Origin of the sequence: Terrimonas sp., assembly GCF_003075435.1 — a bacterium.
In the GTDB taxonomy this organism is placed as follows: Bacteria; Bacteroidota; Bacteroidia; order Chitinophagales; family Chitinophagaceae; genus Agriterribacter.
The window spans coordinates 175102-200533 of record NZ_QCZJ01000005.1 but is presented as its reverse complement, the minus strand read 5'-3'; the positions used below and the strand labels follow the sequence as shown (position 1 = coordinate 200533).

Genomic DNA, 25432 nt, shown 5'->3' with positions numbered 1-25432 from the left:
ATGAAAAAACTTCTGTTCCTGTTAGCCCTGGTCGCAGTGATCAGCCCGGTTTTTGCTCAGAATAACAGGGTAATGCTGGCTGAAGATTGCATGTATCTAGGCAGAAAAAGTTATTTGGCCACCGGAAATTATAATACTCAGCAGTTAGGTATTGGTGATAACAGGCTGGCTTCATTTCATATTCCTGACGATATGGTTATGCAGGTTTATGCATTACCGGGATTTAAGGGGCGTTCTGAAAGTTTTTATTCTTCGGTTCCCTGTCTTCCCTCCTCATGGAGATCAAAAGTTTCTTCTGTAAAAATTTTCAGGAGAGGAGAAGGCCCTATTGCAGAACTTCCTGCACAAGGTGATAAAGTTATATTCTACCGGGATATAAAATATTCCGGCGTAGCTAAAGAAATTCCGGCAGGAAGTTTTGGTGCAGCTAACCTGGGATATCTCTCCGGGCAGATTTCATCTGTTTATATACCGGAGGGAATGACAATAGTAGTACGGGATAATGCAAACAAAACGTTTACATTTTCTTCCAGCCGGTCTTCACTAAGTCAGTATGGATGGGATAATCGTATTGTAGCGGGCATTGTTTATTCCGGCAATCCGGGCGGTGGAGGCACACTCCCCCAGGGCGATAGAGTAATCTTTTACAGGGATGCGAAATATTCTGGCATAGAGCGTGATTTTGGTAACGGGACTTTCAATATTGCTGATCTTGGCCTTTTAGCGGCGCAGGTATCTTCCATATATATACCCCGGGGAAAATCCGTAAAAGTATATGATGGCCGTAACAATTCACGAACATTCACAGCCAGTATTCCTGATCTTGCTCGCTATGGCTGGAATGATAAAATTTCTACGGGCATCATCAGCGGGGGTAATAATGGTACAATTCCTCCACAGGGCAATAAAGTGATCCTTTATCGCGACATGAAATACTCCGGCATTGCGAAGCAAATGAATACAGGAAATTTTAATGCTGCTAACCTCGGATCGCTTCAAAACAATATTTCATCCATTTATATACCACATGGATGGGTGGTTCAGATATACGACCGTAATGGCCGAACGCAGCGCTTAACCAGCAGTATTTCAAACCTGGCACAATATGGCTGGGACAACAGAATTTCTGCGGGTAATATCTATGCGTCTGACGGTGGACATCATGGAGATAATGGGGGCGGCGGCAATAATCAGCAGGTGATCCTCTATACCGATCTCAACTACCAGGGGCGTGCTATTGCCTGTGCAGAAGGTACGACAAACAGCCTGGGATTTGGCGCAGGTATTTCATCCATTCGTATACCTCCGGGCTTTGCCGTTGTGGTATATAAAGGACCCAATCTTACGGGTGAAAGCAAAACTTTTACCAGTTCAGTAAGCAATCTTTCTGCTTTGCCAGGCAGATGGAATGATGCTATTAACGCTGTATATATTTATAGGTATTAATCTGAAGCCGGGTATAAATGTTAAATCAAATTATCAATAACATCAAAAACTTTCTGCGCGAAAAAGTGGCTTGTTATTTATCAGGTGCAATACTTTTGACAGGTTGCATGCAACCTGTTAGCGGGGATGCAGAAAAAGAAACGGGTATTCCCTCAAATATCGGGGATACATCACATTTAAACACGGACACTTCACGTGTTAATGACCGTTTCAAAAAACAACAACCCCGGCAGGAAATTGATTTTGTAGGAACAGGTAATGAACCTTTCTGGGCTATTGAAACAGATTTCGATAGATACCTGCATTTTAAAACGCCTGTGGGCATTGATATACACTGCTCAGCTATTTAAAAGGCCAGAAATACTGATGCCCACGTAAACAGCTATCATGCCCACTCCGGAAATGAAACACTGATCGTAGAAATAAGAAAACAGGAATGTATCAATGATATGTCAGGTGAAAAATTAGAATACAGCGTAACAGTAAAAATAAAAAAAGCCGATCCTAAAGATAATATCACTTATACTGGTTGCGGCAGGTATACCTCTGAACATCATTAATACCATGGCCCCTGGTAAGAATGATTAAGAAAGAAGTTGGTTAAAATATTATTAAAAGAACACCATGTATAAATATATAATTATAGTCATTGCTTTTATAGTTTCCTGTGGAGAAAGCAAGCGGTCAGGGCCTGAGCCTGTCAGGCAGTTAATAGATTCTGTAACCTCAGAAACCGATTCCTTAATACCCCAAAAAACAGGAGAGGATACAGATGATCAAGGATGTAAATCATCTGCCGGATATCAATGGTCTGTCATAAAAAATAATTGTATCAGGATTTTTGAGGAGGGCGTTAAATTAAATCCGCTTGGGGCAGCGGAGAATAAGACCGCCGCAGTTTACATAATATTCAGTAAAGACAATAGCAAAGTTGAATTGTTTCTTCCTTCGGAAAAAGCATCCGTCATTTTAGAGCGGAAAGCAGAAGGTCAGTCATGGCATAAAGATATATGGGAATTGATACCATGGAAGGGGTATGTTTTAAAGAAAAATGATATACCGGTTTATGGAGGAATGTAGTTAATGCAAGAAGGGATAAAAAGAGATAAGCATCTATCCGCGACCTTCAGTTGCGGCGGAAAAGACTGAGCCAATAGTGCATTTACAAGTTTTCGTAATTAAAACCAATAAATATGCAACAGTTAATTATCAATCTAATTTCGGGTTTGGCAGGCGGTAATGCGGCCGGAGGTTTATTGAAAAAATTAAGCATGGGGCCTGTGCTAAATTCCATTGTGGGTTTAGTAGGCGGCTGGCTCGGAGGAAGCGGGCTTAGCGCTTTAACAAATGCAGCAGCTTCTACCGATTCAGGTAATCTGCTCAGCAGTATTTTGGGAGGAGCTGGCGGAGGAGCTGTTTTAACAGCTATTGTTGGATTTATTAAAAACAAAATGGCATAACAGCAAACATCTTCTATGGCCACATGAAAATTACACAGGGTAATATAATCCTGTGTAATTTTATCAAATAAAGAACAGGTCTTAAAAATTCCGGTTAACTATTCCCTGCCTGCTTAAACTATCCAACAATACGTTAGTATTAATACAATCTGTACTGCACAAAATTTCCGGCATAAAACTGCTCAAAAACTCAAGCGAAAACACGCAACTGCCTACTCTACAACAAGACCAGAATAATATCAAAAAAAGTATTGACCTGTTTTTAGTAGTTCCACTCAATACATTCATTGCATAATCTATGAGTATTCAACATAGCTGATTTAAACTTGTATAGCTTTTTGCTTTTGATTAATTTACATGCAGGTTCTTTCATTAAAATTTATGTTTGAGTTATTCCGTGAGTAGAATGAAATTAGATTAGCAAACAGATTGATTTTCATTAAGATAATAGGTCGGTTCGAATCCTGTCCTCCCGACTTGACGGGACAAAGTAGAAAAATCTACTTTTGTCCCGTTTTTTATTGCCCCTAACTCCTTATTTATCACATTTATATACTGTATAAATTCATTACGACGGGCGGTTCGAACCTGATTGTCTTCAAACGATTTTTTCTGGGTAGTATAGCTGCCTACCTGTGGGGGTGTACCTGATTTTGGAGCAGGTATCCTGGCATCGGTTACCGTTACCGGCACATTGCCCAAATGGTTCGTTAATTCAAAGAGCTTGTTGCCCCGCGTAAAAATAGCTAAATATGCCGTCCCCAAATGTGCATTGCTGTTGTCTGCCGTCAGCCTCGGCTGATCACATCCATATCACGGTTTATGATGCCCAGCCTGCTGCTGCCCTGCCTACCGGCAGGCAGGCGTACATGTGATGCTCTGTCAGCTTCAGGGTAGTGGTGCTGATATCGCTGCCCGTGGTTTTATATACCGCCAGCACATTGCCCTGTGCATCTCTTACATACCAGGTATAGCTGTTGTACTTCGTATTCCTAAACCTTCTTTGGTCAAATCAACAATCAGGCAGTCGATAGCAGGAAGGTAGGCTCTGTAGGTATAATAATCTATGCTTCTTTTACCGCAGGACTTACAGTAGTATTATTGCTTGCCGGTTTTCGTTCTGCCATTTTTTACAATGGGGGTTGCTTTACAATGAGGACATTTTCCCGTATCACTAACTTTGGAACACGATACTGTGGCGTTCAGCATATTTTTACTATTAAAGCCTTAAAATAAAAAGAGACAGATATATCATCCATCTCTTTTAATGCCTGTCCCAAAAGACTTTTATTGATTTTCAATTCTTTAACGGTTCAAAATATTCCATCACTAACTCTGGAACATTACCGAAGCAGCGCAGGTACTGCAGGAATAAAACGGAGAACAGGTGCCTGTTTCTTTATGTGAATGGTTATCCGGCCGCGTAATTTCCCGGGCGCAATCATCATCTGTACAGCATGGAGTAATGGTTGCCGTTACAGATATCAATAATAATATAAAAGTCAGCCACAGTTTCACGGTAGCAAAATTATGAATATTGAATTTAAAATGCGGAGCATTCCTATACTAATCTTTTACCTGCCGGATACTGAACTTATTGAAGCTGTTATTGAAACCACAGGATTTTTTGCAGCCATTGTATAATCTGATCTTTAACCCGGAAGAAGTAAAACGTATAATGCTGTTTTTTGTATTGCTGATATATACATAGGTGCATCCGGCAATGGTGTTAGCTACAGCAATATTCAGGCGCAGGCGTCTCTCTTATGTCACTCATGCTACTCCAAAACTGATAAAATAAAACTCATCATTATCATCAAACTTATATTTATGCCTCATGATTAAATGTAAAAACTATTAACCGGCTTCTGAAATTAAATACAGGTATTAACAGCTAACGGCACAAAGGCTGGTTTGGGTATAGTAATTACCGAGGAAAAACTTAAATCGATAATGCCACATAAAAAAGCCCGGTAAATTTACCGGGCGATTCTTTAACAGGTATTCATAAGAAAATACTTTTTACCAGCCTGCAGCATCAGGGTTAAATTAATTATAACCCGGATTTTGTTTAAGAGATTCGTTGCTGTTATCAATTTCCTGCTGCGGGTAAGGCAACAGGTTATGCGTAGCGGGAACAAAAGTTCTTTTAGGCTTGTATGTACCTTCGGCAGGCAGGGCATTATATACTTCAGCAGCCAGACCCCATCTTACCAGGTCAAAATGCCTGTCGCCACCTTCAAATGCCAGTTCCATTTTCCTTTCGTACATCAGGTCGTTAAATGTTGGTGCGGCAATAGGATCAAGTCCTGCCCTTTCTCTTACCAGGTTGAAAGATGTAGCTGCAGCAGCAACACCGGTTGTTCTGTTTTCAGGTCCACCGCCGTTAAGGTTCATAATGGCTTCTGCATGCAGCAGCAATATATCAGCATATCTCAATGCGGGCACATTTAAACCTGCAGCCCAGCCTGTATAACTCTGTGCATAAGGCTGCATGAATTTTGTACAAACTACTTCCGATTGATTATTGGGAGCTATCAGCGTAGCAGTGATGCCATTATAGGTAACCTGGTCTACATTACGTTTGGCAACCGTAGCTTTTTTTCTTTTGTCTCCCGGTTGATAGGTATTATAAAAAGCATTGGTAGCGCTTACCAGGCGCCAACCCTCTCCCACCGGCTCATCATTGTCTGGTTGTGTACCACCCCATACATTGTTAGGCAAATACAGGATCGGGGTAATAGGATAAGAATTAAGCCTGGCTCCAAGCACCCAAAGCATTTCGCTTTCGTTATCGTGCTCTAAAGTAAACAGATCACTATATACAGGATACAGGTTGTGCTTACCAGAGCTGATCACTTTTTCAGCAGCGTCTTTACAATCCTGCCATCGTCCAAGGTATGCATATACTTTTGCCAGCAATCCCCAGGCAGCTCCCTGACCAGGTCGGCCTTCTTCATGGTTAAACGCCAGCTGGGTAGTAGCGCTTTTTAAACTTGTTTCAATAACGGTCCAAACCTGGTCTGCAGTTGCACGTACTAAAGCAGATTCCGTATTAGCCGGATCATAGATGGGCACACCGCCATACCTTATCACTTCCTGGAAATAGGCAAAAGCCAGCAGGAAATTTGCTTCGCCTAAAATGCGCGTTTTCTGCGATTCATCCATTTCAATATCCGGCACATTATATAATACGTCATTAGCTCTTTTAATTACCTGGTAATACGATTTGTAACTATTAAGACTAAGATCATTTTCGGTATTCTGTACAGCCCTGAATTCTGTCATTGCAATAAAGTCCGAATAATTGTCATTCATATAGCCGATATCGCTGAATGCTTCCATACCGCACCATTCTTCACCTCCCAATGCTTCCTCACCCTGCAGCGGAGTATAAACGCCACCCAGTGCGGATTCTGCCTGTTCTGCTGTTTTCCAGAATACCGCATCTGTAAATTCGTGCGGTTCTTTATTGAGAAAATCTTTTGAGCAAGCCGTTAAAAGACTTACCATCAATATATATACTGTATACTTTTTCATAGCAAAAAATTAAAAATTAAAGTTTATTCCCAGGATATATGCTTTTGCCTGCGGATATGCGCCCCTGTCTACGCCATACATATTGGCATTCACGCCTACGTCAGAGCCAATTTCAGGATCAAAGCCTGAATATTTGGTGATAGTGATGAGGTTCTGGAAAGTAAGAAACACTCTCAGCTTTGAAATGTTGGGGCCCAGCAGGCTGTTATTAAACGTATATCCAAAGGATAAATATTTCATACGTAAAAAACTTCCGTCTTCTATATAAAAAGTACTGTACGTATGATTATTATTGAGATCTTTAATAGAAACACGTGGAATATCCGTATTGGTATGATCCGGCGTCCATCTGTCTAATATATCCACACTGTTATTATAACCGGTTCCCTGCATTAGTTTACCGCCAAGTGTTAACCCGTTGAATATTTTATTACCCTGGCTTCCGCTCCACATCATATTCATATCAAACCCGCCATAATTCAAAGAGGCATTTAATGAATACGTAAACTGAGGAAAACTGTTGCCGGCATTAACACGGTCATCAGCGCTTATCACACCATCCTTATTTGTATCCTGGAATTTTAAATCTCCGGGAACAGCGGCAGGCTGAATTTTATTACCATCCTTATCTACGTAACTATCAATTTCACTTTGTGTTTGAAATATCCCCATTGATTGCAGCACATAGAAATGTCCTAACGCTTCACCTTCTGCCATTCTGCCTACCTGTGTATTCTTGTAATCAGAAGTAAATATTTGGTTAGCGCCGGTTACACCAAGTGTCTCCAGCTTGTTTTTAACAGTAGCTACATTGGCTGTAATTTCATAGCCCAGTTTGCCCTTGCCTGCATCCCTGAAAGTAGCGCTGAACTCAAATCCTTTATTAGACACCACACCTGCATTTTGAAAAGGTGCTGTATTCACACCATATGATGACAGCAGGGGCACCCGCACAAGGATATCGGTGGTTTTTTTGTTGTAATAATCTACACTTGCGATTAACCTGTTGTGCATAAAACCCAGATCAATACCTATATCGGTTTGTGTAGTTACTTCCCATTTGATAGTCGTATTGGCCATACGGCTCTGGGCTAAAGCAGTAAAGGCTTCACCATTTAAAGTAGGAGATTCGACACTGCCCACGGTGCTATAGAATTGATAGTTGGGTATTTTATCGTTACCTAACTGCCCCCAGCTTCCCCTGATTTTAAGATCAGATATAATATTGTCGAGTGACTTGAAAAAATTTTCTTTCGAAACTCTCCAACCAGCGGAAACAGAAGGGAAAGTACCCCAACGATATTCAGGAGCGAATTTTGAAGAGCCGTCGCGGCGGATATTACCAGCAAGCAAATACTTATCTTCAAATGCATAACTGACTCTTCCAAAATATCCTACTAATGAATAATCATCTGCACTGCCGGTTACATGATTAGGAAATGATCCGGCGTTATTAAAGTACCTGAGCGCTGCATCCTGGTTGCTGAAATCATTAGCTGTTCCACTCGATGTCCAGTCATTATACCCGGCTTCAGACGACATTCCTATAAGAGCTGACACATGGTGCTGCTCAAAGTTCCTGTCAAAAGTTAGCGTATTGTTCCATATCCATGTATTATTGGTAGCAAAGTATTCTGACAACGAATTCTTTTGGTTAAGGCCTCTGCCTCCGCCTTGTGCAATAGCAACAAAGTTTTTGTTTTTGCCATAACCAAGGCTATAGGCAAAATCTGTTTTAGCGGTAAACATACCAAGGAACTTATATTCGAGGTATGCATTTCCGCTTATACCTATGCCTTTGTTCCTGTTATCCCTGCTATTAAGCGATGCCACAGGATTAGGAAAATCACCGGAAGGTGTGCCATAAATATCGTTTGCTTTATCTGTGTATACCGGTATATTTCTAAAGTTGAACAGCGCTGAACTTAACACCCCATCATACGCACCGCGAAACTCTCCAGCTTTTTGATTGGTTATTACAGCATAGATATTTTCACCGAATGTTAAATTTTTAAACAACTCGTGCTGGCTGTTAATCCGCACATTATACCGTTTAAAATTGGTGCCCATCACAATACCATTATTATCCAGGTATCCTAAACTAAATGAATAATTGGAACGGCTGGAGCCTCCTCTTATCGCCAGGTCATGGCTGGAAATATAAGCAGGCTTTAATATTTCTTTAAACCAGTCTGTTCTGGTAACAGCATTATCAGGATCATTATAATAATTCCATACAGCATCTCCGGGGTCTGTGCCATCATTGGTCAACGCTTCTTTATGAATAAGATTTCTTTCCTCTGCATTCAAGGCTTTTGGCATTCTCCATGCCTGTTGTATACCATGACTGGTATTATAAGAAATGGATGTTTTCTGATCCCTTCTACCCTTTTTTGTTGTTACTATCACTACGCCATTAGCCCCACGAGATCCATATATAGCAGCAGAAGCAGCATCTTTTAATACAGAAATACTTTCTATATCTGCAGGATTTAGACCATTGATATCGCCCGAGATGATACCATCTACTACATACAGCGGGCTATTATCGTTAATAGAATTGGACCCCCTTACACGTATTTCAACCCCTTCTCCCGGTGCACCGGAATTTTGCATAACAGTTACACCGGCTGCACGCCCCTGTAATGCATGTGATGCGGATTGATTAATGCCCTGGTTTACATCAGCAGCTTTAATGGTAGAAATTGCGCCGGTAACATCTACTTTCTTTTGTGTACCATAACCGATCACCACTATTTCTTCTGCCGTGGTTTCTTTGGGAGAGAGCACAATATTTACAGGACTGTCACCTGTAACTGTTACCTCTTTTGTTTCGTATCCCACAGATGATATAACAAGCGTAACCCTGTTCTGCGAAGTCTGCAACCTGAAATTACCGGATGCATCAGAGCTTGCGCCTGTATTGGTTCCTTTAATTACAATAGAAGCGCCGGATACCGGCTCGCCTTTATCATTCACGATCCGCCCGGTAATATCTATAGCTTTCGGTTCTTCGGGAACTTTCTGCTGAACAACTGTTTTTCTTCTCAGGATGATTGTTTTGTCATCAATAACAAAATCAAGTCCTTCAGGAGTAATACATTTTTCAAGTGCCTCGCGAATGGTTGCATCCTTCAATGAAACATCAATACGTTTATCTCCACGCAATATTTCATCTGAATACAAAAACTGGTAGCCTGATTGTTTCTGAATTTCTTTTAGTACTCTTGCTATAGGAACATTTTTTAAAGAAAGGTTTATTTCCTGCGAATAAGCCTTCCCATCAACACGGAGACAAACCGCCATAATAAAAAAAGCGGTAAACTTCATTATCCGTATTGCGCGCAGTAGCCTGCCTTTTGACGAGCAGATTGGAATAGAAGATCGATCCATAACCTTGTTAGTTTTGTTTAAATTAATTTTAGGGATAACACAATCTTTATAATGATCAGGGCAAAACAGTTATTCGCCCTTTTTCGATCCGGAAATGAACTTCATTGGTCAGCTCCAGTTTTCTCAGCAGTTGCGATACATTCACAAACCTGCTGAGCTCCCCGGTAAAATGCAGATCACCTTCACGTTCAAAAATCACGTCAACATCATACCATCTTTCCACCTGCCTCATTATTGCTTTTATATCCGCGCTGTTAAAAGAAAACTTACCGTTTTTCCATGCTACCGCTTCTTCAACATCTGCATCAGGAATCAATTGAAAATTGCCTTTGCCATTTAATTTAGCTTGTTGCCCGGGCTTTATAAGTTTTGAATTTTCTCCACTGCTTACTTTTAATGAACCTTTCAGCAAAGTTGTATTGATGGAGGCTTCATCATCATAAGCCATTACATTAAAACTGGTGCCCAGTACATTCACATACATATCTCTTACTTTTACCCCGAAAGGCTTTAACGCATTATGTGCTACTTCAAAATAAGCTTCGCCGGTTATTTCTACTTCCCGCAAACTATCCCTGAATTCAGTAGGAAACTTTAAAGTTGAAGAAGCATTCAGCCAAACCACAGAACCATCAGCTAATACTACCTGGTACTGGCCTCCTCTTGGTGTAGTAATGATATTGTATACAACTGCAGTATTATTCTCACCATTTTTTCCCTTTTGATATTTCAACTGTCCATTATCGAGCTTTATCACCTTTGTATTACCCTGCAGACCGATCTGCCCGTTTGAGCTGCTGTCTAATACAACAATGGAGCCATCACCTAATGTAAGCGTAGCTTTGGTACCGCCCGGCGAAACATCCTTAACAGCTTTTATTGCTGCTACTTCCGGTATAGTTTTTTTTTCACGGCTGCGGTTTGCAATAAAATAATACAGCAGGCATGATACGCTTACCAGTGAAATCACTACGGCCGCCCTTAATAAAACAGATTGCCTTTTATGCCTGGCAGCCATGCGTTCATAAATGATATAATCGTCAAGCCTGCTTTTTATTCTTTTACCAATGCTGTTTTCTGTTTCTTCGGAAAACATGGCCATTTCTTCAGGAGAAATAGTATAATACCAATCATCCAGTATAACCTTTTCATCTGTAGTAATAGATCCCTCAAGGCTTTTTTGAATGAGGGCTTGTATATGCTCAGGCACATGCTTCATGTAATGGTATAGTGCCACGAATATGCTGCAGCACCCATGAAGCGGGAAAATATTTTTACCGGTTGCTGGTATGTAGGGCTTGCTGTTTAACTCCCGGTATTATTTTTTTTGGTTTTTACCAGTAACCGGGTTAGCCGCCTCTTTTTGTATGGTTTCGCCGGAAGGCGAAATTGAAAAAATGCGAAGCATATTTTTTCAAAAGACAAAAAGCAGCGGCGTTCCGGTTACGCAGCCCGCCGGCTGTGGAGGCAAAAAAAACTTATTTAAGATTTTCTGATGATATACTTTATAAATCAAAGCCGGAAAATGTCGGAAAAGTAAAATTTAATAGTTCATGAAATTTAATTATGCTGAAACATCTGCATGGTTTTTGAAAAGTTTGATTCAAAACCTTTGTAGCATTTGATTACTAAAACATGAATATATACTGATTTTTATCAGAATATCATCGAAACTGAGTTAAACAGCTAGCCCTATGTAAGCACAAAGCTGTTAATGAAATTATTGCAGGTTGCTGGCAAGTAGGTGTGCCTGCCTGAAACCTGTAACTTGTAACTGAAACCTGTAACTTACAATCTGAAACTTGCGACCTGCAACCCATTTTACAACATCATCAATATTTTCTTCATAGAGAAACGCAGGTGATGCAGGGCTTTGTTAATCTGGTTCTCTACCGTTTTTGAAGTAATATTCATTTCCAATGCTATTTCCTTATTGGTTAAACCCTTTTCTCGACTGTATTTAAAAACCATTCTGCACTTCTCCGGCAATGTATCCACTTCTCTTGCTATAAATTCAAGGAGATACTTATTGTGCAATGAATTTTCCGGTTCAAATATTATATCAGGATCTGAGGGAGCATATTGATGCGCATGAGCATTTTTGCGAATTACTTTAAATACAAGGTAGCGTGTAGAGGATGCAAGGTAGTGCTGAAGAGAACGTATGTCGGCATTTTTTCGATTTTTCCAGAGACTGGCAAAAACATCATGTATTATATCTTCAGCGGTATGTGTGTTTCTGAGACGGGATGATGCAAGACTGAAAAGCATTTTCCAATACCTGTTATATACTTCATTAAAAGCCTGTCCGTCATCTATTTTTAATAACGTGAGCAAGGCATCATCGGTATATAACTGATAATTCTGCATCAGTTCTGGTTATATGCGGCTTTTATAGGTTATATAATGTGCCGCTAAATACTTTAAAATCTGAAATGAATTTTTTTGGTGTAATTTCATTTAGCCAGGCGCAGCTATACTAAAGAGCAGGGTTATATATGTAATGATATAATAACCATAACAAAGCTAAGCATTGCTATTTCAACAATTTTCTGTTTAATATTTCCTTATTATGAATTTTTTACTTCACCGAAAAATACCCCTAATAAAATACAAAGTAATAAACATTCTTTTCTTTCTTGCCGGTAGAAAATTTCAAACGTTTGCAATTTTTACGCTCAGCATTTTTCATCTGCAAGCACAAACGGGCAAACCAAATCCGAATCAAAACTATCGGTTGATCGCACATCGCGGGGGCATAGTGGACAGTACGAATGCCGAAAACAGCTTACCTGCTATGCAGGCAGCCGCAAAAAAAGGTTATTCAATGGTGGAAATTGACTTACGGCTAACCAAAGACAGTGTACTGATCATTCAACATGACGCCAGCTTTAAAAGATATTATGAGAATGACAGTTTGGTTACTGCAATGACATGGAGGGAAATCAGCAGGTTGAGCAGTGATAAGAATAACAGTAAGGTTTTAAGTTTTGAAGAAGCCTTACAGTTTTGCAGCGGCAAATTAGGAGTGATGATTGATAATAAAATAGCCGGGAATGATACCGCTTTGTTCTCTAAAGTAATTGCTCTTTTAAAAAAATACAATCTCGATAAAAATGCTTTAATGATAGGTACTGAAGCATCTACACCATTTTTTACAGGCAAAATAAAGTTGAGCTGTACGCGCAAACAGTTAGAGGAAAATATGCAAAAGCCCGGCTATAGCCCGGCACATTACTATCTTTTTGACGCTAATCTTACAAAAGAAGACGTTATATGGGCAAAGCAAAATAATATAATGGCAGTGGGCGTAGTGAATGAATGGCGCTATAAAAGAAGTGATGCGGGTAAAGATGAAATACAAAAAGATATACAAAGACTAAAAGATACGGGTTTGCGGTATTTCCAGATCGACTCGCAGTATCAGCCTTTTTTCTAGAACCTGCGCCAGTTAATTAATCTTTTTCTTCTTTCTGGCAGGAGCTAACATTCGTATTACAACAGGTATTACAAAAAGGAACATTCTTCCCAATCAGGCCATACCCAGGTGAGCAGTAATGAAATCAGGAATACTACCGGTATTGCCATGATTCTCTGCTTTGCCGCAACCTGGCGCTTTTATCAGGAACAAACTCAGAATTCCATTTTTCTCATTGCAGATATAATTCAGCAAAACATAACTCATGACGCCCGTAAAGCAGATATTCATTATATATACCGCGTATGGCGCAATAAGATGAATATGCTCTTCGGTTGAATATTCGCTATACACCGCTGTTGAAAATGGCATCAGCACAATTGAGAACAGGAAAATAAGATTCAGCCTCTATCAGGGTGATGGTGGTTTTCCATACTTTCTTTCATGCAAAATGAATTATCCGGTAAAATAAAGAAAAAATTCCATGCAGTTGTGTCAGTGGTAATTGATTATGCAAACTACGGCTTTACTATTAATACCGAAGGCAACTTTCGTTCTCAGCAGCATTTCAACTCCAGGTCTTTTGTATATAAGCTGAACTCCGCGATGTATATTCATCGCTCCTCCCACATCTTCCTTATATGGTAAGCGTTTTAATTACAATCTTTGATTCCCATCTGCCGCAGAGCTCTGCCCACGCATATTACCCGAAGGAGAAGCTTCGTGGGAACTTTCGCGCTCCGGTTAGCAACCTTTATTGCACATCGCTCAAAACCTTTTTAATATCTGTTCTCACATCTTTTCTTTTCATTTTTTCTACCTCGATCTCAGGCTCATCATCTTTAAATATATTCTTATCAATCTTTACCGCTGTGCAGGCAATTAAACGAAAGGAAGGTCTTTTATTACCTGCCGTCATAAAATCAGATCTTTCAATTGTGTTATTACTAAAAACCAGCTCTTTTGTGCTATATGCCCGCAGCACCGGGTAGTCGTATACTTTAAAATAATTATTCTCAATTTTTATATTACGATGCACATAATACCCCTTCTCCAGTACCTGGGCCTCAGGACTGATATTGATGATATAGTTATTGCTGCCGGAGTTATACCCGCATTCAATAAATTGATTATTGCGGATCGTAACATCTGTTACAGGACCTGATTCGTACCAGTCCGAAGCATCATTTCCTATAAGTACAGCGTTCATACCAGTGCGGTAATACACATTGTTTTCAATTAAAACCTTACGGCGCGTGGTTACTAAAGTGCCGCGTGTATTAGTGCCTTCAAACCTTGAATTTTGGATGGTAAGCGAAGGTGTCCATGTAATATTTTCCAGGGCATCGCCTTCTTTAAGCTTATCCGTAAAAGGTTGCTGCATCTCCACTATCATTTCCCTTTCACTAATAAGGCTGGCAGATCTTACTACACCTGTACCAAATATCTGCAAGGCTGCTGCATGTAAAAAGGCTACGCTATCGCCGGCAGCAAACGCGGGGAAACCATATGTTTGGTGGTGCATGAAGCGGAGCTTCAATTTAACCGGGGAAATAATTTCCGTTACCTTCAAATGCGTGCCATGCACATTAACAGGGTCATCGTGCATACCCCGGAACCTGCAATGGTTAATAGTGATCTGTCCTTTACAGCCGGAAAAATGCATACCATCGGCCGAAGAAGCGATCATCCTGCCTGCCGCCGGCTCAACAAAAACACTGTCGTAAGAAAGATTTTCGCAAAACTGCGAAACAATGCCAAGTCCGTGCATGGAATGCATTTTCACATTAAAAAGGCTGATATTTTTTGAACGGTTATGGAACACGCCAACATAATCCCGGTAGCGGTCGCGTACGGTAAGCACATCTCCGGGCCTTGCTTTAATGGTTGAAAAATCGCCGGTGAATTGCACGGTAAGTGGCGCAATTACTTCCGCCTTGCTATTTAAGAATGGAGCCCAGTTGCTGTAAAACAATGTTCCTTCTTCCGGGCGCACCAGCACCGCATGGAAATTGCGGGTTATCCATTTCTCTCCGTACCATTCCAGTTTTCCGTTGATGATGGCAAATTTTGAATCAGGATGAATAGCCGCCGTAACAGAGGTTGGTGTTATTGCTTTGATGGTCATTTCCGACATGCCCGGGCGTTCATAGTTTACTGAAACATTCCTGATGCTTATATTTTCACAGCTGTCGATCACCCAGGTGATCATCTTACCATGAAATACAAAAACAGCATTGTTTGCTTCAATGGTTATATTTTTAAGATTCTTAAAAAAAAGACCTGCCCGTTGTTTCTTTTCCGGCACTTCTATCTCCGAAGAAGTATTGCTGATATAATACCTGGTTTCAACGGCATTATCCGTCCAAAAATCATACCTGCCTTCCGGGAAAACGATAGTGGATTGACCATGCTTACGGCAATCTTCAATTGCTTTTTGCACTCCTCCTGTAGCATCGGCAAAACTATTGGGCTGCACGCCGTAATCGGTAACATGAATCGTTTGTGCATTGGCGATAGCAGCAAAAAGAAAAAGCAGTGTAAAAAAAATTTTCATCCGGTATAAGTTATAGGGGATTTTGAATCGATACCATACGGCTACATCAAATGCTTTACAATAAGCGTCAATAAATATCCTGTAATTTTCTTAATTCCGGGTCTTTATATAAAAGAGATTGAAGGAAAATTCAGCAAGATACCAGATACACCTGATATATAGCTTTCTACATGGTTTGTCTTTCAAAAAAGGCTACTAGTCTGCAATATCACCTACTTTACTTCCAAACTGAAAGTAGACGCCGGAAGATTTTCGGCATTCATCAGATTGGCATCAGTGTACGGCGACCATCCATAATATACATAATGAGGTCTCTGATTTGTTTTTATAATAATCTTACGGCGATGGATAGTGGCAGCAGCATGCAGATCGGTATTAGTAGTAAATCCTTTTAACGGAGCCTGATTAAAAGTGGTTAATTCCTTGCCGGTATATTTAAAATATACTGCTACATTACCACCGCGAAAGACTGCCTTTACAGGGATAGGACCGGAAGGAAGCATCTTTTTTTTATACATATCATGAAGCGCCCATTTTGCCAGCCGCTCTCCTACATCTTTTTTATTTAAGGGATGTACACTGCCTGAATCGCCGATATCACTTGATACCGCCATGCCTGTATTTTTTACTAAGCTCATAAACCGGCGCTGCTCGTTTCTGAACTGCGGCCATAATTGACTTTTATACCGGGCGCTGTCTATTGAAGATAACTGTACATAATAAAATGGCAACTCCGGGATTTTCCATTTCGCCCTGTAATCTTCAACAAGTAAAGCCTGTAATGCGTTATACTCCATCACCCTTTCTATTTCCTGCGCATTGCTTTCGCCCTGGTAGCAAAGAATCCCCTTCACAGGCATTTGCAGTATAGGTTCTATACCGGCGGCAAATGCAAATCCGGGTTTATAGCCATGATTTTTTCCCAATGCATCAGATGGCGCATCTTCAAGATCGTCTACATTTTCTTTTCCCCGTTGTTTAACCCATGTTGGCATAGCAGCATTGGTTAGCCAGTCGCCTTTTACTTTTGCAGAAAACAAAGGATGTTGCTTCATGGCTTCTACACTGATGAATGTTTCCAACGGTGCTCCGCCAATTGACAGATTGATCAAACCCTGTGGCACATCCGTTTCCGACAAAACGGTTTTACCGAAATACCAGGCTACAGCGCTCATGTTCTTAAAAGTATTGCTGTCGGAACTTTGCCATTCACCGCTGTAAAAATCTTTTGCCGTTAAACGTTTCGCTATTGAATCAGGAAAAACTGCCGCGTAAATATTTTTACCGGCATAGGTGGGATTGAAAAAACGTAAGTTTGGTAATTGAGCTTTACCGGTTTGTTCTTTATAATGCAACTCACTCTGCATCGGCCACTCCATATTCGATTGACCGATACAAACCCATACATCTCCAATAAGAATATTTTTAAGCATTATTGTCTCCCCTGCAGAGCATACAGTTAGCTGTTGTGACTGATGATCTGCGGTATATTTTTGCAATGTTATACTCCAGGAGGAATCGCCTCCTGCTATCGCCTGGAATTGTTGATTATAGAATGAAACCACAATGCGCTCTCCGGGCTTTGCAACGCCCCATATATGTACAGGCTGGTCGCGCTGCAAAACCATATTGCTTGAAAATACTGGCGCAAGCTGTAATTGTGCCAGCAATTGCAATGGCAGCAAAACGATAAACAGCATAAAGTATTTCATGATCTATCCTACATCTGTTTCAAGCATTTTGTAACAATACCATTCCTGCCGCGGTAAATGAAATGGGCCTTTAAATAGATTCCCCTTAGCTGTCTGGGCAATACTACCGTCCCGGTGAAGATACCCGAACCACTCACCATATTCCTTATCTGCAAAATGACTATAGGCATAATCATGCACCAGCTTATGCCATTGCGCATATTTCTCATTGCCGGTAAGCTGATAGGCCAGCAATGTGGCGATAATGGTTTCATTATGCGGCCACCAGAATTTCATATCCTGCCAGTATTCCTGCACAGGCTTATTGTATACATCACGAAAGTATAATATGCCGCCATGCTCCTTATCCCATCCCCTCTCCCACATATAATCCAATATGCGGCAGCCAAGATCAATAAGGCGCTGATCATTGTTCCTGTATTTTGCTTCGTGCAGGATAAACCATGCGCCTTCTATAGCATGACCCGGATTCAGGGTTCTGCCATCAATATGATCAATAATTTTTCCTTCAGGTGACACCTGCTCCATTACACAACGGATATCATCCTTAACAAAATCGCGTTCAATTTCATCAATCCATTTCATGATCCATTCATCGCAACGCTCATCACCAATTGTCTCTCTTAATTGCTGCGCAGTGTTCATCATGATCATCGGTACACCAATGCCTTTTGAAGGGCGTGTACTCGCAAACTTTGACGGCAGTGTTTTTTTCCCGGTGGCATAAGCAATACAATCACCGAAAATACGTCTTGCATTTTGTGCTGCTGTTTCGTCACCACCGGCTTTTGCATAAGCTGCGGCGGCAATAACATAAAAAGTTTCAGAAAAAAAATACCTGCGTTTGCGGATAGGTTGCCCATCGCGGGTTACATGAAAAAACATTTGACCATCTGTATCAAAGCAATATTTATTGAGGAACTCATATCCTGACTGTGCGGCAGCCAGCCATTCTTCCTTTTTTTCTATGGTATTATATAATGTTGACAACAGCCAGGTAGCCCTGCCCTGTATCCACACGGCCTTGTCATCATCTATTAATGAACCGTCTGCATCACGCATCAATAAAAAACCCCCATATACTTCATCCACAGAACGCGGAAACCAGAAAGGAACCGTATTATTTAAAAGTTTGTCTTTATAAAAATCTTTTAATGTACGGAGATACTTTGCAGTATATGCCATTGCTACATTTATTTAATAATTTCGGTTATGGGTATACGTACGAAATACAGATCACCCCGTCCTTCATACAGCATGCCGATAGTATTGTCATCAATTTTTACCAGAGAAGAATAGCCGTAACATTCATTTTCATCTATTAATGTTTCATTTACCGGCAACCAGCTTTCACCCAAATCAAGACTTGCCTTAATCGTCATATTATATCTTTCCAGGGCGGTATTGGGATTGCTGAAGAACAATACATCTTTCATTTTTCCTTTCACAGGTATGTTTGTCTTAATAAAGCTGCCCATGCAAACAGGGTCTGCCAATGCGCTGCGGGAAGTAGCATGTTCTTTCCATGTTTTTCCCATATCAGTGGTAGTAGCTACGCTTCTGAATTTGCCGAGATTATCACGCATATTCAGCATCAAGGTGCCGGGAGTTGTTTCTACAACCTGGCTTTCGGTTGTATTTGATTTGGCGCCGATGCCACTCTTCCATGTGTTTCCACGATCTTCACTATATATAATTGCCGAATGCGGAATGCCGGGCTTTTGTTGCTCATCCCAGTATTGTGAAGGAAAAACCAGCGTTCCGTTTTGCATGGCTATACCGCTTCCCGGCCCCTGGAAATACAAATGCCATACAGGGTTCTTTACCTGCGCCGTAATATTTATAGGGGCTGACCAGGTAAGCCCGTCATCATCGCTGCTTGCCAATACAAACTGCCCGGTTGTATCAGGCGACAAGCCCGGCTCAGAGCCTGCAATAGAACGATTTCCCTTACTCCATAATGCAGCTACCCAGGTTTTCTTTGTTACAGGATCAAATAAAATTGCAGGATCGCCAATACCATTGTTCTCATGTGGCTCTCCCATATCCATAATGATTTTCATAGGCTCCCAGGTTCTGCCGCCATCTGTGCTGCGGCTTAAACCAACATCAATATTTTCAGGTAGATCTTTTGAATTGTTATATCGTATATCATATACAGCCAGCAGAGTTCCTTTGTCTGTACTCACTATGCCGGGTATCCGATACGTGTTCACTTTATCATCTCCTTTTTTGCGTATGGCTATGCCTGTATGCTTTTTAAAAGAAGAAATTTCTTTTGCGATAGTGTATATCTTTTTATCGGTTACCACCTGTGTTACCCTTGCTTCTATTATAGCATCCATATTTGCCCCTGGTTTTGCTGTAGCGCTCACCCACAGGCGATGCTTACCTGCAGGCAAGGTGATGTTAAATGGAATTTCGCCTGAAATGGAAGAAGGTACCACAGACGCAAAGCGCCGGCTGGTATTAAAATCCTGTAAAGGCCCTGTGGCGTATACTTCAATTTTTTCAAATGCAACCAGCGCTTCTTTATTCAGTGTATACAATATTTTTTGAATAGAGACTCCTTTACTTCCGGTTGGTACCGTAATATCTAATTGGGTTAAGGGACTTGCTTTAACCCCGATCATCACCGGCGTTTTTACTATGGAGGCTGTAATACTGAATACCCCGTCATTTTGTGCGCATACAATGAAAGATGCCGCGCAGGTACAAATAACAGTAATGAATAACCGAAATAAAGCAATTCTTTTCATGTCATATTTTTTACAAGCTATAATTTCTGCGTCTCCGTTTTGGGACGCAGCATACTGAGTTGTATAACCAGCGCTACAAGCACCACAACGGAAAGCATGGCAAAATCTTTTCCCAGGTTTCCCTCGTCGGTAGATTTACCCAACAGGTCAGTTATAAATGCACCGGCAAATACCCCGGTCATATTCATCAGTCCATAGGCCGTGGCACGGTATTGCGGCTGCACAAACTGGCATACCAGCGGCATATTGTTGGCATCAAACATACCAAAGCCAAAGCCAAAACAAAGCGCAGCGCTCACTACACTGAATGTGGAATTGCCAAAGCCGATAAATAATAATGCCGGAATAGTTAAGGCAATACCAATAGCGCTTGTAAATACCCTGCCGCGCATATTTTTTTGTACCCACCTGTCGGATAATATGCCGCCAAAGATGACGCCAAGAAATGATGACGCAGCAATAGTGATCGTAGACATGGGTCCGGCTGTTGCCATATCTATATGAAGATTTTCTGAGAACAGTGTAGGCAACCAGTTTTTTACACCCCAGCCGGGTAAACTGGGGATTGCAAAATACATCAGTATTACCCAGAATGAAATATTAGATAACAACACTGCCAGTCCTTTGAATAAAGAAGGTTTTTTATTTGGAACATTATCATCTGCAATCAACGCCGGGCGTTTATATTCTTTCAGGAAGAAAACAAGTATAACCGCATATACAACGCCGATCAGCCCAAATGAATGAAAAGTTTCCTGCCACGAATATTTATCAGCAATGGTTGCTCCAAATCCGCCTAAGGCCTGCCCCATATACAACCCTGTCATGTGTATGCCAATAGCGAGCGATCTTGTTTTATCACTGTGATAATCTGCTATTAAAGAAAGTCCTGCAGGAATATATAATGCCTCACTAATGCCCATTACTGCACGAAGCCAGTATAACTGCTGAAAGCTCGTAGCATAGCCCATCATAAATGTTACGGCAGACCATACGAACAGGCTCACCACGATCAGCCATTTCCGGTTCATTCTGTCTGCAATGATACCCGATACAGGACTCATCAGCCCATATATCCATAAGAACACTGCCATCAGGTACCCGAAATTGGTAGCTGACTGCAGCTCGGCAATATCCACCTGCATAGAGGGCTTCATGGTAGAAAGCATTTGCCGGTCCATATAGTTCAGCAATGCTACTACCCATAGCAAACCAACCACCATCCACGGGTATCTTTTTGAATTCATCATTAATTTTTATTGTTGATGGATGCAGACCATATATCCGGCGTGCGTACACCTGCTCTTATTTCTCCTCCTGGTATTAAAATTTTCTTATTCCATACAAAGGCAGTTGTTGTTACCGGTGTTTGAAAAGGTAGTGAATCTTCTTCCATACAAATACCCGTGCGGCTGTTATATATCAATATCCTTCTGCTAAAGCCCGGGTGAGTGTTTAAAAGAGCGATACGTTCCTTATTCAATTGTGCAAGTCGGCTGGTATCCTTTTCAGCTTTAATGGCAGCGCTTAATAATTCTGACTGATGAAAGGTTTCCCCGGTATCACCACCTAATAAAGCAATGCATTCATCATTCAGCCTGATACCGGTTCCTGCTGTAAGGGCATAAGGTAAGCCTGGTTTCTTTTCCCATTTGTTTTTCTTTATGTCCAGCGCATACACATCATCATACAAATCACTGATGCCGGTTTCCTTTTTACAGCGTCCTCCTAAAAGATATATATAATCATTACCATCCACTGACTGCAATGCCATCACCATGTGAGAAACAGGTTTTGGTATCTGTGCCAGCTCTTTCCATCCGCTTGCGATATCTTTAAGATTCAGTGAAAAACATTTGGCTGATGTTTCAGTTGCGGTTTCTCCGCCGCCAATAATCAACTGATCGTTGCAGGCAACCATGCCTGCATTAGTAAGCGCAAGTGGTAAATCGGGCAAACCTGTTATCTTCAATTCACCGGCATCATTATTCCAGCTTAATTCAAAAACTTTATTGCTGATGCCGTTTTCATTTTCTCCTCCTGCATATATTAAGGCATTACCGGTGGAGCAATTTGCTGCATAGGCAACAGCATTGCTCAGCGTAAACGACTTGCTTTTTTGTATAAGCGTATCTGCCTTCATCTCATAAATGAATACTTCATCGTAGTATTTTTTCTTACCGCCCAGCCAGGGCAAAGCTTCCGGAAAATCAGCACCACCACCTGCAATCAGCACATTGTTTGATATACCTGCTACAGGAGCGGCAACACCGCTTTTGCCTAAAGCCGTGAGTGAAGCCAATTTTTTCCAGTCAGATATAGATACAGCTTTTTCTTCTGTTACAGAACAATTCATAAAAAAAATTATGATGACAGATAGCAATATGGACAATCGTTTCATTATATCTATTGGCTCACTGATTTAGTGTTTTTTGAACTATATGAAGAAAAGTGAATAGCTTCTGTGTCTTTTCTGAATTTTGCAAAATCCTCATTACTCATATTCTTTACCGGCAGGCGAAATTCGCCGCAATCCAAACCAATCAACTTCATGTATGCTTTACCGGCAGCAATGCCGCCGTATTTGCCAAGCAGCCTTATCATTTCAACAGACTGCTCCTGCAATTGGGCTGCTTCCTCCAGTTTACCAAGCTCAAAAGCCTGTATAAGCTGGTGATATAACGGTGCAGCGTAGTTGTAGGTACTGCCTACTGCTCCTTTTGCACCAATAGATAAAGCAGGCAGCATATTTTCATCTCTGCCCCAAAGCATATCATATTTTTTGTTATTGAAAAGAAGGCAGGATAGAAAATCCATAAAATCTTCATGTGTGTATTTGATACCCGCAAAATTGGGGATCTTACCGTCTACCGCTTTCAGCAGATCATACATGGCAAAGTTTACGCCTGTTAATACAGGGATGTGGTAATAATAAAACGGCATAGCAGGCACTGCAGCCGCTATTTCTGCGCAGCACTGTGCTAACATTTGCACATTAGCCGGTTTAAAATAGTTGGGTGCTGTAAACGAAACACCATATAAGCCAGCTTTATGTGCATATACTGCCAGTTCTTTACAATCTGCAATGCAGGTGCCTCCGAGTAAAGTCATCACTTTAAAATCCGGATCAGCCTTTGTGCAATCCGCCCATGCGGTTATTATTTCTTTTTTTTCGGCAAGCGTAAGCGAAACACCTTCGCCTGTGGAACCACAGATAAAAGCGCCTGTAACGTTATTGTGCTTAAGCGATGAATAATATTGAGGTATAATGGCATTGTTCAGTGTTCCGTCTGCATGCATTGGCGTGAATGGTGCTGCAATCAGTCCGGTTAAATGCTTAGTTGTCACTTGTTATGGTTTTTTGTTTGATTTTTAAATGTATCATTTTCAGCTAAAGCCCTTATCCGTAAGATAAAATCTTACCGCCGTGGTTCGTGTCTCACGAACCACTTTTTCCTTTTCCCTACCGCTGTGGTTCGTGAGACACGAACCATGGCAGTAATGGTTTATTATTTGATTTTAATATTTTATTGCCCCGCCCTTAAGGGCGGGGCAATAAAATTAAATACAATTATGGTTTAGCTGTTGCATATCCCGGAGTTTGATCAACCAGCGGATCATTAGTCCAGATAGCAGCTTCAATCGGCCATAGAATTTTATAACCATCTGTTGCTTTATCCAGCACACCATACGGATGGTTAGCACTTTTAAATACCAATGGCTCACCTGCATATTTCATCCTCCTGATATCATACCAGCGTTTCCCCTCGTATACAAACTCTTTAGTGCGTTCTTCAAAAATAGCCAATTCATTTTCATCCTGCGATCCATTTACAAAAGGTGTTGGATCAGCATCCGGCGCAAAAGCACGATCTCTGATCTGCTGTATATATTGCTGAGGATCGCTGCCTTCTGCATTGGCGATCTCCGCTAACATCAGCAGGCGATCAGATTCCCGGTATACTGTCCAGTCGTCAGCAAAATATCTTTTATTCGCGTCTATTGTTCCCAGGAATTTTACCAGCGCGGTATTTCTTACCGTAGGCACATGCGGCGTAACAGTAGTATTTACTTTGTAATAATCATAAAAAGTAGCATTACGTCTCTTATCAAGCACATCATAGCTCTGGAATAACTCAAATGTATAACCGTATCGCTGAATGATCTGTTGTGAATTGGTTGCGGCAATCACCAGGGGGTCAACAAGCAATGAACCTGTAGCCAGGGAATCTTTATAATGCTGCCCGTCGAAGTTGAAAGTAGAATACAGGAAGCTGGCATAATTTGTCATTTCCGCTTCGCCTACCCGGAACCGTATGGCGAGGATGACTTCATTATTATTCTTTTTAGAATAAGAAAATGCATCCGCAAAATTAGCCTGCAGAGATGTGCCTGTTACCGCATTCAACGCATTTTTTGCTTCTGTTAAGTCCGCTGCAGTACCATATACTTTAGCAGACCAGAGATATATTTCTCCCTTCAGCATTAATGCAGCATTGGGGCTCCACTGGCTTTTATCTGCGGGTGAAGCAGATGATCCAAACAAAGAAACAGATTTACCTATATCACTTTTTACTACTGCCAGCACTTCTGCCTCTGTTGAACGGGCTTTGCGTAATTCAACGGCATCTGTTTTGCCATTCAATACTTCAGGCTCAAGCCAGATGGGCACTCCGCCGTAGGTACGTAACAAATGAAAATAATAGTATGACCTCATGGCATAGGCCTGTGCAAGTAAATAATTCTTGGAAGATTCGGAAAGAAAAGTAACCGCTTCCACTTTTTGTATAAAGAGGTTTAACTGCAGTATAGGTCCATAAAACCCGCCCCAACTGCCTACGCCTGCAGAGTTTTCATCAATCCGCTGCTCAATAATGGGTAACTCATTCAGAGAAGTATTCTGCCTGTCTACATTACTGAACCCGCCGCCACGCATTTCGCCGAGACGCACAAACTGGAACTGGTTATCGCGGAACTGCTTGTGCAGCCCTACCATAAAATTGGTAACCTGCGATTCATTTTGCCAGAAGTTGCCATCACCGAAATAATCTTCGGGAGCCAATTCCAACGCTTTTTTGCATGAGCCGGAGAGTATCGCAAAAAGCGCTATTAAAAAGATATATTTAAACTTGTTCATAGTTTTATTT

General features: G+C 41.1%; 21 protein-coding genes. 6 read left to right on the top strand and 15 right to left on the bottom strand.

Going from position 1 to position 25432, the window contains the following annotated elements:
* The 4 genes from DC498_RS08060 (at position 1) to DC498_RS08045 (ending at position 2906) form a co-directional block, all read left to right on the top strand.
* Entirely contained in the window at positions 1 to 1446 is a 1446-nt protein-coding gene (locus DC498_RS08060) for a hypothetical protein (protein WP_116873641.1), read from the top strand.
* 17 nt (positions 1447 to 1463) lie between these two features.
* Complete coding sequence (locus DC498_RS08055) at positions 1464 to 1796, top strand: hypothetical protein (RefSeq protein ID WP_116873640.1); 333 nt, start codon at positions 1464 to 1466, stop codon at positions 1794 to 1796.
* A gap of 274 nt (positions 1797 to 2070) precedes the next feature.
* On the top strand, positions 2071 to 2526 hold the full coding sequence (locus tag DC498_RS08050; RefSeq protein WP_116873639.1) for a hypothetical protein: 456 nt from the start codon (positions 2071 to 2073) through the stop codon (positions 2524 to 2526).
* 113 nt (positions 2527 to 2639) lie between these two features.
* Complete coding sequence (locus DC498_RS08045) at positions 2640 to 2906, top strand: hypothetical protein (protein ID WP_116873638.1); 267 nt, start codon at positions 2640 to 2642, stop codon at positions 2904 to 2906.
* A 417-nt stretch (positions 2907 to 3323) separates the two neighbouring features.
* Here the strand turns inward: DC498_RS08045 and DC498_RS08040 are convergent, their stop codons facing one another.
* The 6 genes from DC498_RS08040 to DC498_RS08020 all read right to left on the bottom strand — a co-directional run bounded on the left by DC498_RS08040 (position 3324) and on the right by DC498_RS08020 (position 12209).
* Positions 3324 to 3671: a hypothetical protein gene (locus tag DC498_RS08040; protein WP_116873637.1), complete on the bottom strand. Its 348-nt coding sequence runs from the start codon at positions 3669 to 3671 to the stop codon at positions 3324 to 3326.
* Between the two features lie 333 nt (positions 3672 to 4004).
* Positions 4005 to 4115, bottom strand: coding sequence for an IS1/IS1595 family N-terminal zinc-binding domain-containing protein (locus DC498_RS26860; RefSeq protein ID WP_441351062.1), 111 nt, complete (start codon positions 4113 to 4115; stop codon positions 4005 to 4007).
* An 840-nt stretch (positions 4116 to 4955) separates the two neighbouring features.
* On the bottom strand, positions 4956 to 6446 hold the full coding sequence (locus tag DC498_RS08035) for a RagB/SusD family nutrient uptake outer membrane protein (RefSeq protein WP_116873636.1): 1491 nt from the start codon (positions 6444 to 6446) through the stop codon (positions 4956 to 4958).
* Between the two features lie 9 nt (positions 6447 to 6455).
* Positions 6456 to 9839 carry a TonB-dependent receptor gene (locus tag DC498_RS08030; protein ID WP_116873635.1) on the bottom strand — a complete coding sequence of 1128 codons (3384 nt, stop codon included), beginning with the start codon at positions 9837 to 9839 and terminating at the stop codon, positions 6456 to 6458.
* Between the two features lie 55 nt (positions 9840 to 9894).
* Positions 9895 to 11058, bottom strand: a complete 1164-nt coding sequence (locus DC498_RS08025; protein WP_116873634.1) for a FecR family protein — start codon at positions 11056 to 11058, stop codon at positions 9895 to 9897.
* 602 nt (positions 11059 to 11660) lie between these two features.
* Entirely contained in the window at positions 11661 to 12209 is a 549-nt protein-coding gene (locus DC498_RS08020; RefSeq protein WP_116873633.1) for an RNA polymerase sigma factor, read from the bottom strand.
* A gap of 367 nt (positions 12210 to 12576) precedes the next feature.
* Between DC498_RS08020 and DC498_RS08015 the strand changes: the two genes are divergently transcribed.
* Positions 12577 to 13278: a glycerophosphodiester phosphodiesterase gene (locus tag DC498_RS08015; RefSeq protein ID WP_165813790.1), complete on the top strand. Its 702-nt coding sequence runs from the start codon at positions 12577 to 12579 to the stop codon at positions 13276 to 13278.
* 93 nt (positions 13279 to 13371) lie between these two features.
* Here the strand turns inward: DC498_RS08015 and DC498_RS08010 are convergent, their stop codons facing one another.
* Positions 13372 to 13629: a hypothetical protein gene (locus DC498_RS08010; protein WP_116873631.1), complete on the bottom strand. Its 258-nt coding sequence runs from the start codon at positions 13627 to 13629 to the stop codon at positions 13372 to 13374.
* Between the two features lie 72 nt (positions 13630 to 13701).
* Between DC498_RS08010 and DC498_RS08005 the strand changes: the two genes are divergently transcribed.
* On the top strand, positions 13702 to 13905 hold the full coding sequence (locus DC498_RS08005) for a hypothetical protein (protein ID WP_116873630.1): 204 nt from the start codon (positions 13702 to 13704) through the stop codon (positions 13903 to 13905).
* A 106-nt stretch (positions 13906 to 14011) separates the two neighbouring features.
* Here DC498_RS08005 and DC498_RS08000 read toward each other — a convergent pair whose 3' ends face one another.
* The 8 genes from DC498_RS08000 to DC498_RS07965 form a co-directional block, all read right to left on the bottom strand.
* Complete coding sequence (locus DC498_RS08000) at positions 14012 to 15814, bottom strand: right-handed parallel beta-helix repeat-containing protein (RefSeq protein ID WP_116873629.1); 1803 nt, start codon at positions 15812 to 15814, stop codon at positions 14012 to 14014.
* Between the two features lie 212 nt (positions 15815 to 16026).
* Complete coding sequence (locus DC498_RS07995) at positions 16027 to 17526, bottom strand: sialate O-acetylesterase (RefSeq protein WP_116873628.1); 1500 nt, start codon at positions 17524 to 17526, stop codon at positions 16027 to 16029.
* A 3-nt stretch (positions 17527 to 17529) separates the two neighbouring features.
* Complete coding sequence (locus tag DC498_RS07990) at positions 17530 to 18711, bottom strand: AGE family epimerase/isomerase (protein ID WP_116873627.1); 1182 nt, start codon at positions 18709 to 18711, stop codon at positions 17530 to 17532.
* An 8-nt stretch (positions 18712 to 18719) separates the two neighbouring features.
* The gene (locus DC498_RS07985) at positions 18720 to 20285 is read right to left on the bottom strand and encodes a sialidase family protein (protein ID WP_116873626.1); all 1566 of its coding nucleotides are present in this window, start codon (positions 20283 to 20285) and stop codon (positions 18720 to 18722) included.
* 17 nt (positions 20286 to 20302) lie between these two features.
* Positions 20303 to 21535, bottom strand: a complete 1233-nt coding sequence (locus DC498_RS07980) for an MFS transporter (protein WP_116873625.1) — start codon at positions 21533 to 21535, stop codon at positions 20303 to 20305.
* Entirely contained in the window at positions 21535 to 22641 is a 1107-nt protein-coding gene (locus DC498_RS07975) for a kelch repeat-containing protein (protein WP_165813789.1), read from the bottom strand. The genes DC498_RS07980 and DC498_RS07975 overlap by 1 nt, the downstream gene beginning before the upstream one ends.
* Before the next feature lie 50 nt (positions 22642 to 22691).
* Positions 22692 to 23633, bottom strand: coding sequence for a dihydrodipicolinate synthase family protein (locus tag DC498_RS07970; protein WP_116873623.1), 942 nt, complete (start codon positions 23631 to 23633; stop codon positions 22692 to 22694).
* Between the two features lie 223 nt (positions 23634 to 23856).
* Positions 23857 to 25422, bottom strand: coding sequence for a RagB/SusD family nutrient uptake outer membrane protein (locus DC498_RS07965; protein ID WP_116873622.1), 1566 nt, complete (start codon positions 25420 to 25422; stop codon positions 23857 to 23859).
* Positions 25423 to 25432 lie beyond the last annotated feature (10 nt).